This is a genomic window from Acidimicrobiales bacterium, assembly GCA_041394265.1.
Classification (GTDB): Bacteria; Actinomycetota; Acidimicrobiia; order Acidimicrobiales; family SZUA-35; genus JBBQUN01.
Genome location: JAWKIO010000005.1, coordinates 3154143 through 3168495, shown reverse-complemented (window position 1 = coordinate 3168495; position 14353 = coordinate 3154143). Strand labels below are relative to the sequence as shown.

14 protein-coding genes are annotated in these 14353 nt (G+C 66.9%); 4 read left to right on the top strand and 10 right to left on the bottom strand.

Annotated elements, in window-relative coordinates; translation table 11 throughout:
* Nucleotides 1-17: 17 nt before the first annotated feature.
* The 8 genes from R2733_15530 to recA all read right to left on the bottom strand — a co-directional run bounded on the left by R2733_15530 (nucleotide 18) and on the right by recA (nucleotide 8702).
* Complete coding sequence (locus R2733_15530; GenBank protein MEZ5377918.1) at nucleotides 18-707, bottom strand: 6-phosphogluconolactonase; 690 nt, start codon at nucleotides 705-707, stop codon at nucleotides 18-20.
* Nucleotides 697-1605 (bottom strand): ROK family protein, encoded by a 909-nt coding sequence (locus tag R2733_15525; protein ID MEZ5377917.1) that lies wholly within the window; start codon nucleotides 1603-1605, stop codon nucleotides 697-699. Before R2733_15525 ends, R2733_15530 begins: the two co-directional genes overlap by 11 nt.
* Entirely contained in the window at nucleotides 1602-2966 is a 1365-nt protein-coding gene (zwf, locus tag R2733_15520) for a glucose-6-phosphate dehydrogenase (GenBank protein MEZ5377916.1), read from the bottom strand. The genes R2733_15525 and zwf overlap by 4 nt, the downstream gene beginning before the upstream one ends.
* Nucleotides 2966-3997, bottom strand: coding sequence for a decarboxylating 6-phosphogluconate dehydrogenase (gene gnd, locus R2733_15515; protein MEZ5377915.1), 1032 nt, complete (start codon nucleotides 3995-3997; stop codon nucleotides 2966-2968). The genes zwf and gnd overlap by 1 nt, the downstream gene beginning before the upstream one ends.
* An 85-nt stretch (nucleotides 3998-4082) precedes the next feature.
* A complete protein-coding gene (locus tag R2733_15510; GenBank protein MEZ5377914.1) occupies nucleotides 4083-5291 on the bottom strand; it encodes a tetratricopeptide repeat protein in 1209 nt (402 codons plus the stop codon).
* Between the two features lie 94 nt (nucleotides 5292-5385).
* Entirely contained in the window at nucleotides 5386-6492 is a 1107-nt protein-coding gene (gene hxpB, locus R2733_15505) for a hexitol phosphatase HxpB (GenBank protein MEZ5377913.1), read from the bottom strand.
* 33 nt (nucleotides 6493-6525) lie between these two features.
* Nucleotides 6526-7635 carry an IMP dehydrogenase gene (locus R2733_15500; GenBank protein MEZ5377912.1) on the bottom strand — a complete coding sequence of 370 codons (1110 nt, stop codon included), beginning with the start codon at nucleotides 7633-7635 and terminating at the stop codon, nucleotides 6526-6528.
* 2 nt (nucleotides 7636-7637) lie between these two features.
* Entirely contained in the window at nucleotides 7638-8702 is a 1065-nt protein-coding gene (gene recA, locus R2733_15495) for a recombinase RecA (GenBank protein MEZ5377911.1), read from the bottom strand.
* Between the two features lie 252 nt (nucleotides 8703-8954).
* Here recA and R2733_15490 point away from each other — a divergent pair, with 252 nt between their 5' ends.
* Entirely contained in the window at nucleotides 8955-9281 is a 327-nt protein-coding gene (locus R2733_15490) for a hypothetical protein (protein ID MEZ5377910.1), read from the top strand.
* 81 nt (nucleotides 9282-9362) lie between these two features.
* On the opposite strand, the gene R2733_15485 is transcribed toward R2733_15490, so the two are convergent.
* Entirely contained in the window at nucleotides 9363-10832 is a 1470-nt protein-coding gene (locus tag R2733_15485; GenBank protein MEZ5377909.1) for a DUF4214 domain-containing protein, read from the bottom strand.
* 63 nt (nucleotides 10833-10895) lie between these two features.
* Nucleotides 10896-11798 (bottom strand): TIGR03560 family F420-dependent LLM class oxidoreductase, encoded by a 903-nt coding sequence (locus R2733_15480; GenBank protein MEZ5377908.1) that lies wholly within the window; start codon nucleotides 11796-11798, stop codon nucleotides 10896-10898.
* Between the two features lie 77 nt (nucleotides 11799-11875).
* On the opposite strand from R2733_15480, the gene R2733_15475 reads away from it, so the two are divergent.
* The 3 genes from R2733_15475 to R2733_15465 all read left to right on the top strand — a co-directional run bounded on the left by R2733_15475 (nucleotide 11876) and on the right by R2733_15465 (nucleotide 14333).
* On the top strand, nucleotides 11876-12535 hold the full coding sequence (locus tag R2733_15475) for a nucleoside deaminase (protein MEZ5377907.1): 660 nt from the start codon (nucleotides 11876-11878) through the stop codon (nucleotides 12533-12535).
* A 161-nt stretch (nucleotides 12536-12696) separates the two neighbouring features.
* A complete protein-coding gene (locus R2733_15470; GenBank protein ID MEZ5377906.1) occupies nucleotides 12697-13194 on the top strand; it encodes an OB-fold domain-containing protein in 498 nt (165 codons plus the stop codon).
* Entirely contained in the window at nucleotides 13191-14333 is a 1143-nt protein-coding gene (locus R2733_15465) for a hypothetical protein (protein MEZ5377905.1), read from the top strand. The genes R2733_15470 and R2733_15465 overlap by 4 nt, the downstream gene beginning before the upstream one ends.
* Nucleotides 14334-14353: the final 20 nt, after the last annotated feature.

Here is a 14353-nt window from a genome sequence, read left to right as displayed (position 1 = left end):
CTGGTTGGCCCGGGGCGTCAGCCGTTCGAGTCGGGCGCAGCGAGGGTGTCGGCGACCACGATCGAGCGAGCGGGCCGGAGCAAGCCGGCGGGAATGGCGGAGTCGTGCTGGCGCATCTGGACGAGGGCTGGCGCCTTGCTCGACCCCTTCACCAGCCACACCACCAGCCGAGCGTTGTCGAGCACCGGACGAGTGAGCGTGATGCGCTGGTTCCCCTTGTAGACCCCGGTGATGGCGACCTCGGCATCGAGCACGTCGAGCACCGGATCACCCGGTACGAGCGATGCCGTGTGGCCGTCGGAACCGAGTCCGAGATGCAGGACATCGATCGCCGGTGGGGAGCCGGCAGCGAGATGGAGCCCGTCGATGAAGTCAGCGATGCCTTCGGAGATGGGCGCAGCGACGGGCAGCGGGAGCCACCGAACGGGAAGATCGGTGAACGCTTCGAGTTGGCCGGTCAGGTTCCTGGCGTCGGAGCCGATGGCGGCGATCCGCTCGTCGACCTGGACGAGGGTGACCTGATCCCATTCGAGGTCACGTGTGCTCAGCAGCACGAAGACTTCGTTGGGTGTGGAGCCGCCGGAGATGCCGACCACGCACTGGCCCCGCTCCCCGATCGACGATCGGATGGCGACTTCGAGGACATCGGCGGCGCGGCTCGCCCACTGATCGGGCGGGACGACGACCATCTCGATCTCAGGCGTCACGTCCGATGGCCTTCCACCAGGCTGCGGCGCCGCTCAGCGCCGCGTCGTCACCCAACTTCGCAGGAACGATCTCGACCGGCTCGATCGACGGGCCGAACTCGGCCACCCGCTGCCGGATGATCGGCAGGACCAGGTCGCTGTTCATGCCGACGCCGCCGCCGACCACGACCATCTGGGGCGTCACCAGCCAACACAGGTTGACCACGCCGACGGCGACCGCCTCGACGGCGTCGTTCCACACCTGGACGGCTCCGGGGTTGCCGTCGGCAACCAGCGCGGCGAGCTCGGCACCGGTGGCCTCGATGCCGGCTGCTACTGCGGCGCGTGCCATTGCCGTGCCCGAGCCCAGCCCCTCGACCGTTCCGTCCTCGCCAGCCGCCATGCGCACCCGATCGATCACCGAGTGGCCGATTTCGCCTCCCGAGTAGCGGCCTCGCATCAGCCGGTGCCCGAGCACGATCCCGGCACCGACGCCGGTGGACACGGTCACGTAGACGACGTCTCGGGCCTCGATTCCGGCCCCGAAATTCGACTCGCCGACGGCGGCGAGGTCGGCATCGTTGGCGAGCGCGATCTCGAGCCCGGTGTGTTCGGCCAACCAGCGATCGTTGAGCATCGGGATCCACACGGCCGGAAGATTCGGTGCGGCGATCAGCTGCTCGGCGTCGTAGTCGATCACTCCGGGAACACCGACGACGGCTCGCCTGATCTGACCGCCGGCACTCGCTGCAGCCTCGGCGACCAATTCGGCGACGAAGGCTGGGGTCGGGTGATCGTGCGGCGTCGTGCGCCGGACCCTGCTCGTGACGGTCCCATCGTGAGCGACGACGGCAGCACGAACGTGCGTGCCTCCGAGGTCGATCGCAATCGTGGGATCGGTTGGAACAGCAGTGGTCATCGGTCTCGTGCGGGGATGCGGCGATCGGACATGTCGGCGCCGTAGGGATAGATGGTGATCGGCGGCGGGGCATCGATGACGGGCTGGACGATTCGCCACGCTTCGTCGACCTGGTCGCCGCGAGCGAAGAGTCGTTTGTCGCCTTCGAGTGCATCGCCGAGCAGGCGATGATAGGGCGTCGGGCCGAATTCGAGGCCGGTGTGGTCGACCTGGAGCGCGACCGGCTCACTCACGAGGAGGTCACCGGGGAGCTTGGCCTGCATCTCGAGATCGATCACGTCGTTGGGTTTCATCTGGAATCGCAGGCGATTCGGCTCGGGCGCGCAGGCCAGGTCGGTGAACAACGGCCGGGGCGGCGTGGTGAATTCGACCACGGCCTCGGTGATGGTCCGGTCGAGCGCCTTGCCGGCACGGATGCGCCACGGGACCCCAGCCCAACGCCACGAGTCGATCGTGAACTCGACCTCGAAGTACGTCTCGGTCTGCGAGCCGGGTTCGACGCCCGGTTCGTCGAGGTACCCCTCGTACTGGCGGCGCACCACGTTGGCCGGATCGAACGGCGGCATCGACTTGAGCACCTTCACCACCTCGTCGGACATGGCGTCGGCATCGTCGGATACTGGCGGCTCCATCGCAAACAGCGAGACCATCTGCAGGAGGTGGTTCTGCACGACATCTCGCAGGGCACCGACCTCGTCGTAGAACTTGCCGCGACCCTCGACCCCGAAGTCTTCGAACATGTCGATGGTGACCGACTGGATGTAGTGCCGGTTCCACAGCGGTTCGAGGATCGAGTTGGCGAAGCGGAACACCAGGATGTTCAGCACCGGCTCCTTGCCCAGGAAGTGATCGATGCGATAGATCCGCTCCTCGGGGTAGTAGCGCTTGACCTCGGCGTCGAGGGCCCGGGAGCTGGCCAGATCTCGGCCGAAGGGCTTCTCGAGAACCACCCGCCCCCGATTCAAACCGGTCGCACCCAAGCCGTCGGTGACCGTCGAGAAGAGGAAGGGCGGGATGGCCAGATAGCAAACCGGGCAGGTGACGTTCGGGATCTTGTCGGCGAGCCGCTGGAACGTGTCCGGCTCTCGATAGTCACCGGCGACATAGTCGAGTCGGTTCGAGAACCGTCTCCACACCGACTCATCGATCTCCAACCCGCCATCGAGCAGTGCGGTGTGGGCGTTGTCACGAAGCTCGTCGAGGGTCCAGTTGGAGGAAGCGACCCCGATCACCGGGATATCGAGCAGCCCGTCGGCCTCGAGCCGGTACAGCGCTTCGAACAGTTTCTTCTTGGCCAGGTCACCGGTGATACCGAAGAGGACCAGCGCATCGGCCGGTCCGGTGATGGCAGGGTCGGCCATCAGGCACCGTCGGCGTCGTGGTCGCGCTCGACGTGTCCGCCGAACTCCGACCGCATGGCCGACAAGACCTTGTTGCCCATCGTTGCGTTGCCTCGGGACGCAAAGCGGCTGAACAGCGCATCGGCGATGGTCGGCACGGGTGCACCGGCTTCGACCGCGGCGAGCACGGTCCAGCGGCCCTCGCCGGAGTCCGACACCTGGCCCTTGAAGTTCTCGAGGCTCGGATCGTTGTGCAGCGCCGCCGCCGTGAGGTCGAGCAGCCACGAACCGACCACGCTGCCGCGGCGCCACACCTCGGTGACGCTCGGGAGGTCGATGTCGTACTGGAAGTACTCGGGGTGGGCGAGAGGTGCGGTTTCGGCGTCGGCCTGACGTTCGGCCGACCCGGCGTTGGCCCGGTCGAGGAGCCCGAGCCCCTCGGCGTAGGCCGCCATGATGGCGTACTCGATGCCGTTGTGGACCATCTTGACGAAGTGCCCGGCGCCGGCCTGTCCGCAGTGCAGGTAGCCGTATTCGGCCTGGTCGGGTTCGCCGTGGCGACCACGGGTGCGGTCGGCGGAATCAACACCCGGTGAGAGCGCCTTCCAGACCGGATCGAGCCGGTCGACCTGCTCGTCGGGACCACCGATCATGAGGCAGAAGCCCCGTTCGAGACCGAACACGCCACCGCTGGTGCCGACGTCGAGATGGTCGATGCCCCGCTCGGCCAGGGCCTTGGCTCGGTCGACGGCCTCGACATAGTGGCTGTTGCCGCCATCGATCACCGCGTCGCCGGGTTCGAGGTGCTGGGCGACGTCGTCGATGACCGCAGGGGCCACCGCTGCCGGCACCATCACCCACACGGCCCGAGGACCCTCGAGCTTGCCGACCAAGTCTTCGACCGACGAGGCACCGATGGCCACGCCCTCGTCGACCAGGGTCGCCACGCTGGCCTCATCGCGGTCGTAGACCACACATTCGATGTCGGCGAGCGCCAGGCGGCGGACGAGGTTGGCTCCCATCCGTCCGAGTCCGATCATTCCAAGCTGCACGGCGACCTCCACAAATGGTGAGCCTCCAGTGTGCCTGTCGCAGCAGGAGTTGGGACCGACCCCCTCTCGGAAATCGGCACGCGGGTCAGCTGGCGCCGGCTGCCACCTGGGCCAGGTCGAACACCCGACGCTGGGCGTGGCTGCCACCCAGCTTCCACCGTTGCTCCGCCGTCGTCGTGAACAGGTCGACGGCGTCGGCCGGGCGACCCGACCCGAGCGCGGCCATCGCGGTGGCAGTGTCGAGACCCACCTCGGCGATGACGCGACTCGCCGTGCCTGCCCGATCGCGCCAGGCCGCCATGCCGTCGAGTAGGTCGGCGACCCGCTCGGTGTCACCCGCACGAGCGATGGCGTAGGCGAAGTGGGCATCGGCGAACGGATGAGTGTGGTGGCCGATTCGGGCGCAGGACGACTCGAGCAAGGCCAGCCAGCGGTCGCCCACGTCGACCCCGGCGAACTCGAGCCGGGCAAGCCCGTCGATGGCGTTCGTCAGCGACAGCGTGTCGATCGCCTCGCCGGGCTGGATCTCGGTGTCGTACAACTCGAGCAGGCGTTCGTAGTTGCCGGTGCGGAGATGGATGATCGCGTGGTGCCACCACAGATGGCGGGCGAAGGCACCACGAGTGTGGAACGCGTCGTCGCGCCCGTCGAACCAGACCAGCCCGTCCTCGGTGCGGGCCTCCATCTCGAGCACGTGTGCCACGGCATGAATCGACCACAGATCGTACGGGTCGGCCTCGGACCCGGCCCGGCCGAGCGCCTCCGCCTCGCGGTACTCGCCCAGCTCTTCGAGCGCGAACGACAACATGCCGTCGAGGTAGCTACGCCGGGGCCGGTCCTCCCACGCGTCGACGGCTCGGCGGGTCGAGGCGAGCATGTCTCGACAGCGGCCCTGGCCGAACAAAGCGAAGTACTGCATTCGCAGGGCGAAGATGTCGGTCGGCCACCGCTCGAGCAGCTCCTCCCATCGCTCGATCGCCAGCTCGCTCTCACCGGCGATCCAGTCCCCGAGCGCAGCGCGATGCAATGACTCTCGTTCGTTGAGCTCGACGTCGGCCACCTGCTGGGCGAGGTCGACGGCCCGAGCGTGATCGGCGGCGGTGTTGGCCTGGGCGAGGAACAGGCCCATGACGACACGAGCCATCGGTGCCGCCGGCTCGGTCACCGCTGCGCCGAGATGCTCAGGAAGGAGGGCGTCGAAGGTGACGAAGTCGTCGATCAGTTGCTCGAGTCGAGCCAGGGCGTCATCGGTCGGTGCGGTGGTCTCGAGTCCCCATCGGTCGGTGCGTTGCATGCGGGCGACGCTAATCGACACCGCCGGTGTGGTCCCGCTGGTCGCCGCCTGGGGTGCGTCGGACCGCCGTCAGGCCGACTTCCGCCCACTCGATTCAGCGGGCGAACGTGGCGCGATCGTCGGCGAACGACTTGAACTCGAGCGCGTTGCCGGCCGGGTCGAGGACGAAGGCGGTGGACTGCTCGCCGGGGAGTCCGGCGAAACGTGTGTACGGCTCGATGATGAACGTGACGCCGGCGGACCGGAGCCGGGCGATCAGCGGCTCCCAGGTGGTGGCCGGAACCAGCAGGCCGAAATGGCGGGTGGGCACCGCCTCGCCGTCGACCGCATTCGCCGCAACCCTCGGGTCGTGATCAGCCACGAGATGAGCGACGATCTGGTGACCCCAGAGATCGAAATCGACCCAGTCGTCGGCGGAGCGACCTTCGGGACAGCCGAGCACCTCGCCGTAGAACCAGCGAGCCCGGGCGAGGTCGTCGACCGGAAAGGCGAGGTGGAAGCGGGGCCGCGACACCGTCGGTACCGGGCGTCCTTCCTCGATGGCGTCGAATACGCTGGGCTGGAGCTGTTCGAGCGATTCGAGCACGATGTCGGCGAAGCCGAAGGAGGCGGTGCCCCGAAGGTGCGGCGCCGGGACGGCGATGACAGCCATGCCGGCCGCCTTGCCCGAGACGCAGCCGCTCACTGCGTCTTCGAACACCACGCAGTGCTGTGGGTCGACGCCGAGCTGTCGAGCGGTGGCGAGGTAGGGCTCGGGGTGTGGCTTGCCATGGGGATCGAACTCGGCGGAGTGGATCACCTCGAACCGGTCGGTCAGGTCGAGCGCAGCGAGCGTGGCATCGATCAAGCGCTGATCCGACGAGGAGCACAGCGCCACCCGGAGTCCACGCTCGGCCACCAGGTCGAGCGCATCGACCACACCCGGAAGTGCCACCGCACCAGCGGTCAGCTCGACCACTCGATCGACCACCATTGCGGCCACCTCGTGGGTGCTCGGACCACCGTCCCAGGGATGCCATTCGAACCAACGCTTGGCGACATCGGCCATCCGCACACCCATGGTCAGCTCGAAGTCGTCGTCGGTGAGCGGAAGCCCCAACGCGGCGGCAGCCTCTCGTTCGGCGATGCGCCAACGTGACTCGGACTCGGTGAGCAGGCCGTCCATGTCGAAGAGTGCGGCGGCGAGCGTGCGTGATGCCATACGAGCAGGCTATGGCCTGGTCATTCCGCTCCGTTACTGGCCGGTCGCGTGGGGACGGTTCATGGCCACCACACTCGGGGTGACTCGGATGAACTCGGCCTTGGTCCAGAACTCGGCGATCGAGCGAGCATCGGAGTAGCTCATGCCGGACCGAACGCCAGCCATGAGCGAACCGAGGAGCTTGCCGACCTCGCCCCGGTAGGGCACAACACCTTCGACGCCTTCGGGCGCCCGCTGCTCGAAGTATTCGGCATCGATCGACTCGCCTTCTCGGGCCGCGCGCGCCTCGAGTGCTTCGAATGACGCCATGCCCCGCACTCGCTTCACCAGGCCGCGGTCGGATTGTTCGAGCTCGCCAGGACTCTCCTTGGTGCCGGCAAGCATCGATCCCATCATCACGCTCGACGCACCAGCAGCGAGCGCCTTGGCAATGTCGCCCGACGCCCGGATGCCGCCGTCGGCGATCACCGGCACCGGGTTGCCGTTGGCGTCGGTCAGTCCGGCGCAATCGTTAATGGCCGTGAGCTGGGGCACGCCGACGCCGGCGACGAGTCGCGTGGTGCAGACACCACCCGGGCCGACCCCGACCTTGACCGCATCGGCCCCAGCCTGCACCAGATCGATGGCCCCATCACGGGTGGCAACGTTGCCGGCGATCACGTCGACCTCGGGGTGTGCCGCCTTGATCTTGCCGAGGGTGTCGATGGCGTGGTCGGCGTGGCCGTGGGCGATGTCGAGCACGAGCACGTCGACCCCGGCGTCGACGAGGGCCAGGGAACGGGGAAGTGCATCGTGGTCGGTGCCCACTGCGGCACCGACCAGCAATGCGTTGCCCCGGGCACTCCTACCCGTTCGAGGTTCGGTAGTGGACGCTGCCTTGACGGCAGCGACCATGGCGGTCTGGGACTCGATGGTGAGGAACCGGTGGATGATGCCGATGCCGCCCAGTCGGGCCATGGCGACCGCCATGTCGGTCTCGCACACCGTGTCCATGTTGGCCGCGATGACCGGAAGCTCGATCCGGATCCGCTTGGTGAGCGAGGTTTCGAGCGAAACATCGCTCCGGCTTCGAATGCTCGACCGTCGAGGAACGAGAAGGACGTCGTCGAAGGTCAGGCCCGTGCGGATCGTGTCGAGGTTCACGATCAGTCGAGGCTAATCGGTTCGTCCAATTTCGTCTCATCGAAGTCGACGGCGTCGAGGTCGAGATCGTCGGCACCACCGGGAGCAAGCCCGACGGCCCGCAGGACTCGATCCTGGATCTCCATCATGAGATCGGGGTTCTCGCCCAGGAACCGCTTGACCGCTTCTCGACCCTGGCCGATCTGCTCACCGTCGTAGCTGTACCAGGCGCCGGACTTCTTCACGATGTCGTGATCGACCGCGATGTCGAGCAACGAGCCCTCACGGCTGATGCCCTGGCCGTACATGATGTCGAACTCGGCCTGGCGGAACGGCGGGGCCACCTTGTTCTTGACCACCTTGACCCGAGTGCGGTTGCCGACGACCTCGGCCCCGTCCTTCAGCGACTCGATGCGACGGATGTCGAGGCGGACCGAGCTGTAGAACTTGAGGGCACGGCCACCGGGGGTGGTTTCGGGCGAGCCGAACATGACACCGATCTTCTCTCGCAGCTGGTTGATGAAGATGCAGATGGTGTCGGTCTTGTTGAGGTTGCCGGTGATCTTGCGCAACGCCTGCGACATGAGACGGGCCTGGAGGCCGACGTGGGAATCGCCCATGTCGCCCTCGATCTCGGCCCGGGGGGTGAGGGCGGCCACCGAGTCGATGACCATGACGTCGATCGAGCCAGACCGCACGAGGATGTCGGCGATCTCGAGCGCCTGTTCGCCGGTGTCGGGCTGGGAGATGAGCAGTTCGTCGACGTCGACCCCGATGGCACGGGCATACACCGGATCCATGGCGTGCTCGGCGTCGATGTAGGCGCACTTGCCACCGTTGCGCTGGGCCTCGGCCACCACGTGCATGGCGAGGGTGGACTTACCGGAAGACTCTGGACCGTAGATCTCGACGACACGACCACGGGGCAGACCACCGATACCGAGCGCGATGTCGAGGGCCAGGGCACCGGTGGGGACCGAACCGATGGAGAGGCTGCCCTTCTCCCCCATCTTCATGACGGCACCCTTGCCGAACTGCTTCTCGATCTGGCCCATGGCCATGTCGAGTGCTTTGTCTTTGTCGACCATGATGTGTGTCTCCTTGTCGGCGCTTTTTCGAAGTGCCGTCTCGTTGTGCGAACCGGGTTTGGGGAGGGCCCGTTGGGTAGGTGAGCAAACCGTACTGATGGGGTGTGACAGCATCAGGACGCCGGGTCGGATTGGGGATCCGACACCGAGGAGGCCCGCACCGTGTCGACGGGATCACAGCAGCGTAATTCCGAACACCTGTTCGAACAACCACCCACACGAGGTTTTCTCGTGGCGCTAGGATTTCCTCCGATGTCTCGCCGGCTCCTCGCCCTCGCCGCTGCCCTCACCTCCACGCTCGCCCTGGCCTCGGCCTGCACCAACGACGAACCCGAACTCAGCAAGGCGGAGATTCTCAGCGAGCTCGAAGGGCGTGAACTCACCGCCGCCGAGCTGGCTCAGAAGGAAGAGGTCGCCCAGACTCTCTGCCGCCTCGACGACGAGGTCTTGGTCGAACTGTGGAGCCGGCTGTCGGCGAAACAACTCGAGTTCCAGGACTTCGTGTTCAGCCGGGAATGCGACGGCCGCAGCCAGCTCTACGCCGAGACCACCGGCCGCTTCGCCGTCGACGGCAGCTGAGCCGACCGCAGCTGAGGCGACTGCAACTGAGTCAAGCGCAACTGATCGGACGCCGCCTTGGGCGGCCACCGGTCGGCGACCTCAGCCGCCGAGGAACGATCGGCCGTCATCGCTCAGGAGCGAGGGTGAATACGGGTGCTGGCGGCGGAACTCGGTGCTCTGGGCGAACCACCAGATCACCTGACCTCGGCTGAGTCCGTCATCGATCAAGGCGGTCCAATAGGCGGCGCCGGCGGCGTCGGGGGGTCGACCGAACACGTTGTCGTAGATGCGATCGACGAAGGCCGAGGTGGACTCGGCCTCCCATGACAGCTCCGACTCCCTGCTCGCAACGAAGAGGTCGGCAATGGCGGTCGGCGCCAGTCCCTGGGCAGCCAGGTCGACCCAATAGCGGGCCCCGGCAACGTCGGGAGTACGCCCAAAGTAGGCGTCATACAACCGCAAGATGCCCCGAGCGACCCCCGGCGAGTCGTGGGCATAGAGAATGCCGAGCAGATCTGGGGCGTCGCGAACGAGAGCGGTCTGGCCGAACAGATCGCATGCAGTGTCACCGAAGTCCGGGGGACGACTGTCGAAGTCCACGCATGCGATCTCGGCGCCGTAGCCGTCGATCGACCAAGATGAGATGAGGCCGAAGCCGTCGGTCGTGAGCTCGACCTGCTTCCCAGCACTGATGGCGGCAGCCAGCGCCCGCCCGAGAGCTCGCGGTGGATAGACCCCGGGATGGCCGATCGGAAGAGATCCCTGCATCTCGAGGGGCGGGTCGAAGACATAGTCGGGGAAGCAGCTGAGGTCGGTGAAGTCACAGTCCTCTACCGGAGGTGTCAGCGACGAACCGCTCACCGCCGAATACAGCTCGAACGGCTCGTCGCAGCCCGGACACGTTGGCCGCATATTGAGATAGACGTATGGCGCGAGGCGGATCGACTCAAAGTACCGGGACGTCGCCAGCCGTTGCGCCGTGGTCCGGGCCGGGGTGGTCACCGTGCCACACGGGATCTCGAGTGTTGGCTGAGCGCCGACGAACCGAAGCGCGTAGCGATACTTCGTCGACGGCATCGCCGAGAGATCGACGTACGTGCCCAGGTCATCACGAGTGGCGATCACCTGTCCGTTGCGGACGAGCACTGGGGTCGATACCGCTGAGAAGGAGTAGGGAATCCGGGGCGCGCCGTCGACCACGCCCTCGATCGAGCACGTGGCGATGTCGGAAGGGAACGCCGGAAGCGCCGCGACTGGTCCACAGTCGACGATCCGCTGCGGATCGGCGTCGAGGCGGACGGTGACCGCATGCGGTTCGGTGTCCTCGGCGGGAATGCCAACGTCCGATCGGCCGCCACTCACTCCGAATGCTTCGATCAGCGCACCGTCGACGAACACCTCGACCAGTGTGTTGTCGGGTACGCCCGAGAGCCGAATGGTCGAGGCCGACAGGCCGGGCGCGGACGTACAGCTCGGCTGGGTGACCGCACCGGCCGGAACGGACTCGCCGGCGACGACCAGTGTCGTGGCGAGGAGGACAACCGTGAGCACCGACCGGAGCAACTGCATCGCCGCAACATAGTGCGACGAGTTGGGACGATCGTCGATAGAGCCCCCGCACGGTCGTCAGGATCAGTCCCGGAACGGGGCCGCCACCTCGGCGAGGAATCGGTCGAGCAGTTCGTCCTTCTTGTTGCCGGTGCCGAGCGTGAAGTCGGGAACGATGAACTCGTTCACCCCGGCCTCGACGTAGGCCGCCATCTGCTCCTGCAGCTGCGCCGCCGTGCCGATCACCGACGCTCGCTGCATCGGATTGGCGAGCAGCTTCGCCGCTTCCTCTTCGGTGTCGGTGAGGAAGACCAGCGCCACCGACGACCGCTGCACGCTTGCCGGGTCGCGGTCGAGGCGCTCGCAGTGCTCATTCAGCACGCCCGCCTTCTGCGCCATGATCTCGGGCGTCGACCAGACATTCCACTCCTCGGCGTACTGGGCGACGAGGCGGAGCGTCTTCTTCTCGCCGCCACCGCCGAGCAGGATCGGCAGGTCGCCAACCGGCTTGGGCGACAGCGGCGCATCGACCATCGTGTAGTGCTGGCCCGCGAGGTCGAAACGCTGACCGTCGCGCAGCCCCCGGATGATCTGCAGCGCCTCTTCGAGCTTCGCGAACCGATCGGTGAACGTACCGAACGGGATGCCGTAGGCGATGTGCTCGTTCTCCTGCCACCCCGAACCCAGACCCAGCACGACTCGACCGCCGGCAATGTGGTCGGTGGTGACGGCCGTCTTCAGCAGCACGGCCGGGTTGCGGTAGGTGTTGCCGCACACCAGCGGCCCGAGCCGGACCGTGCTGGTCGCCTGCCCGAGTGCAGCGAGCACCGACCACGCCTCGTGGATGGGACCGTCGGGATCACCCTGAAAGGGCATGAAATGATCGGCGAACCAGAGGCCATCCCAGCCGGTCTCCTCGGCCCTCACCCCCGATCGCACGATCTCGTTCCAGTCGATGCCGTTGCTGATCCAGTGAGAGAAGCGCATGCCAGCGGACCCTACTCGTGTGCCACTCCCCCGCCCAGCCCGAGCGGACCCGGCCTGATCTCGGCCATGATGTCGTCATGCACGACACGGCGGCCGACACATGGGAGGGGCTCGCGCCCGGATGGCGACGGGCCTTCGACGAGGCGTGGACGTCCTGGTGCAGCGGCAATCTCGGGATCGGCGCCGCGCTGGTCGATCCGGTCACCGAGGCGATCGTCGCCGCCGGACGCAATCGGGTCAACCAGCCGGTCGCCGAGCCACGGATGTTGTCGGGCAATTTCATGGCCCACGCCGAGATGAATGCGTTCGCCTCGCTCGACCGGTTCAAGGCCGATGGGCTCGACCTCTACACCACCCTCGAACCGTGTTTGATGTGCGCGGGCACGGCGGTCTTCCTCCATGTCGAGCGGGTGTTCCATGCCGCCGACGACGAGTTCTTCGCCGGCATTCACGACCTGTGGGACCACCACCCGTATTCGGCACGCAACAAGCACGAGTCGATCGGTCCGCTCACGTCGCCGCTGGCTGCGTTCGCCCGAGTGCTCCCCCTCCAGGCACAGGCGACCACCGTCACGGGCACCACGGTGATGGAGCACGCTCACCGCCACATCCCAACGCTTGCTGATCTGGCCATCGAGCTCACGGCCGACGAGACACTGCACCGGGTGCGAGACGATGGCGGGTCCACCCTCGACGCCATTCACTCGATCTGGGACCGCCTCCCCGTCGCAACCTGAGTGCCACAGCGACACCACCCACCGAACTCGAGACGAGGTGCGACAGAACGGTCGCTCTGAGTCTCGAGAACGGGGGTGGGTGTCGCTCTGGGTCTCGAGAACGAGCGGGGTCGACGGCGGTCGCTTTGCGCAGGCCGAGGCGGGCAAGCAGGATGCAGGGCGTGACTGCAACCGACGCCCCACAGCCAACGCAGCGCCCGCTCCCCGTGCCGACTCCCGAGACGGCGCACTTCTGGGAGGGCACCGCCAACCACACCCTGCTCCTGCAACGGTGTGACGACTGCGCCAAGGCCTACTTCCCTCCCCGTCCGTTCTGCCCGGCCTGCGGGTGCCGGAGTGTTTCGGTGTTCGAGGCATCAGGCGAGGCAACCCTGCACAGCTACGTGATCAATCAGCGTCCCGGCCCGGGGTTCGACGGTCCGGTGGCCATCGCCGTGGTCGAACTGGCCGAGGGCCCCCGACTGATGACCAACATCGTCGACTGCGACCAGACCGAGGAGGCGCTCGTCCTCGATATGGCGCTCGAGGCCACGTACGCCGCGTTCGTCAGCTCCGACGGCAGACACGCCGCCACCCTTCCCCTGTTCCGACCGGCATCAGGCGCCACCGAGACCAGCGAGACCACCGGAGACAGCAGCAACACCGGAGACGCAGCATGAAGCAGAAGTCGGTCGCCATCGTCGGCGCAGCGGAAACCACCAAGCTCGGCAAGATCCCCGACCAGTCGGTCATTGGCCTCCATGCCGATGCTGCGCTCAACGCGCTCGCCGACTGTGGGCTCACCCCGCAAGACGTCGACGGCGTCGCCACCGCCGGCACCAGCCCCACCGACGTCGCCCACTATCTCGGCATCACCCCCACCTGGGTCGACGGCACCGCAGTCGGCGGCTGCTCGTTCATGCTCCACGTCCGCCACGCGGCGGCGGCGATCAACGAGGGGCTGGCCGACACCATCCTCGTCACCCATGCCGAAAGTGGCCGCAGCCGGATCGGCGCCGGGCGCTGGTCGATGGACCCGTCAAGCCTCGGCGGCCAATTCGAGAGCCCGTTCGGGCCGGGCGGGCCACCTACCCGCTTCACCATTCCGTGGCTGCGCTACGCGAAGGACTACGGCGTCGGCATCGAGAAGCTCGCCAACGTGGCCGTGGTCCAGCGGGAATGGGCGGCACTCAACCCCCGTGCCAGCTTCCGTGATCCCATCTCGGTCGACGACGTGCTCGAGTCGACCATGATCGCCACACCGTTCACCAAGCTGATGTGTTGCCTGGTGACCGACGGCGGCGGGGCACTGGTCCTCACCTCGGCCGAGCGGGCCAACGACTTCCCCCAGAAGCCGGTGTACGTGCTCGGCACCGGCGAGAGCGTCGAGACCCCGATGATCTCCCAGATGGAAGACTTCACTTCGTCGAAGGCCTTCCGGGTCGCTGGGACCAAGGCCTTCGCCGAGGCCGGGATCACCCATGCCGACGTCGATCACCTGATGATCTACGACGCCTTCGCCCACCTGCCGATCTACGGACTCGAAGACCTCGGCTTCGTCGGCCGCGGCGAGGGCGCTGACTACATCTGGGACCGCAAGACCGCCATCGGCGGCGAGCTCCCGCTCAACACCAACGGCGGCGGGCTGTCCTACATGCACTCGGGGATGTACGGCATGTATGCCCTTCAGGAGAGCGTCCGCCAGATGCGAGGGATCGCACCCGCACAAGTCAAAGGTGCAGAGATCTCCATCGCCCACGGCGTCGGCGGCATGTTCGCCGCCAGCGGAACCATCGTGATGAGCAACGTCGCCCCCTGACCCAACACCGTTCTCGGGCA

Bases quoted from the DNA above. Each gene is read 5' to 3' on its own strand.
- R2733_15510 (MEZ5377914.1), bottom strand. From the start codon at position 5,291: ATGCAACGCACCGACCGATGGGGACTCGAGACCACCGCACCGACCGAT.
- hxpB (MEZ5377913.1), bottom strand. From the start codon at position 6,492: ATGGCATCACGCACGCTCGCCGCCGCACTCTTCGACATGGACGGCCTG.
- R2733_15465 (MEZ5377905.1), top strand. From the start codon at position 13,191: ATGAAGCAGAAGTCGGTCGCCATCGTCGGCGCAGCGGAAACCACCAAG.
- recA (MEZ5377911.1), bottom strand. From the start codon at position 8,702: ATGGTCGACAAAGACAAAGCACTCGACATGGCCATGGGCCAGATCGAG.
- R2733_15475 (MEZ5377907.1), top strand. From the start codon at position 11,876: ATGCACGACACGGCGGCCGACACATGGGAGGGGCTCGCGCCCGGATGG.
- zwf (MEZ5377916.1), bottom strand. From the start codon at position 2,966: ATGGCCGACCCTGCCATCACCGGACCGGCCGATGCGCTGGTCCTCTTC.
- R2733_15485 (MEZ5377909.1), bottom strand. From the start codon at position 10,832: ATGCAGTTGCTCCGGTCGGTGCTCACGGTTGTCCTCCTCGCCACGACA.
- R2733_15480 (MEZ5377908.1), bottom strand. From the start codon at position 11,798: ATGCGCTTCTCTCACTGGATCAGCAACGGCATCGACTGGAACGAGATC.
- R2733_15490 (MEZ5377910.1), top strand. From the start codon at position 8,955: ATGTCTCGCCGGCTCCTCGCCCTCGCCGCTGCCCTCACCTCCACGCTC.
- R2733_15525 (MEZ5377917.1), bottom strand. From the start codon at position 1,605: ATGACCACTGCTGTTCCAACCGATCCCACGATTGCGATCGACCTCGGA.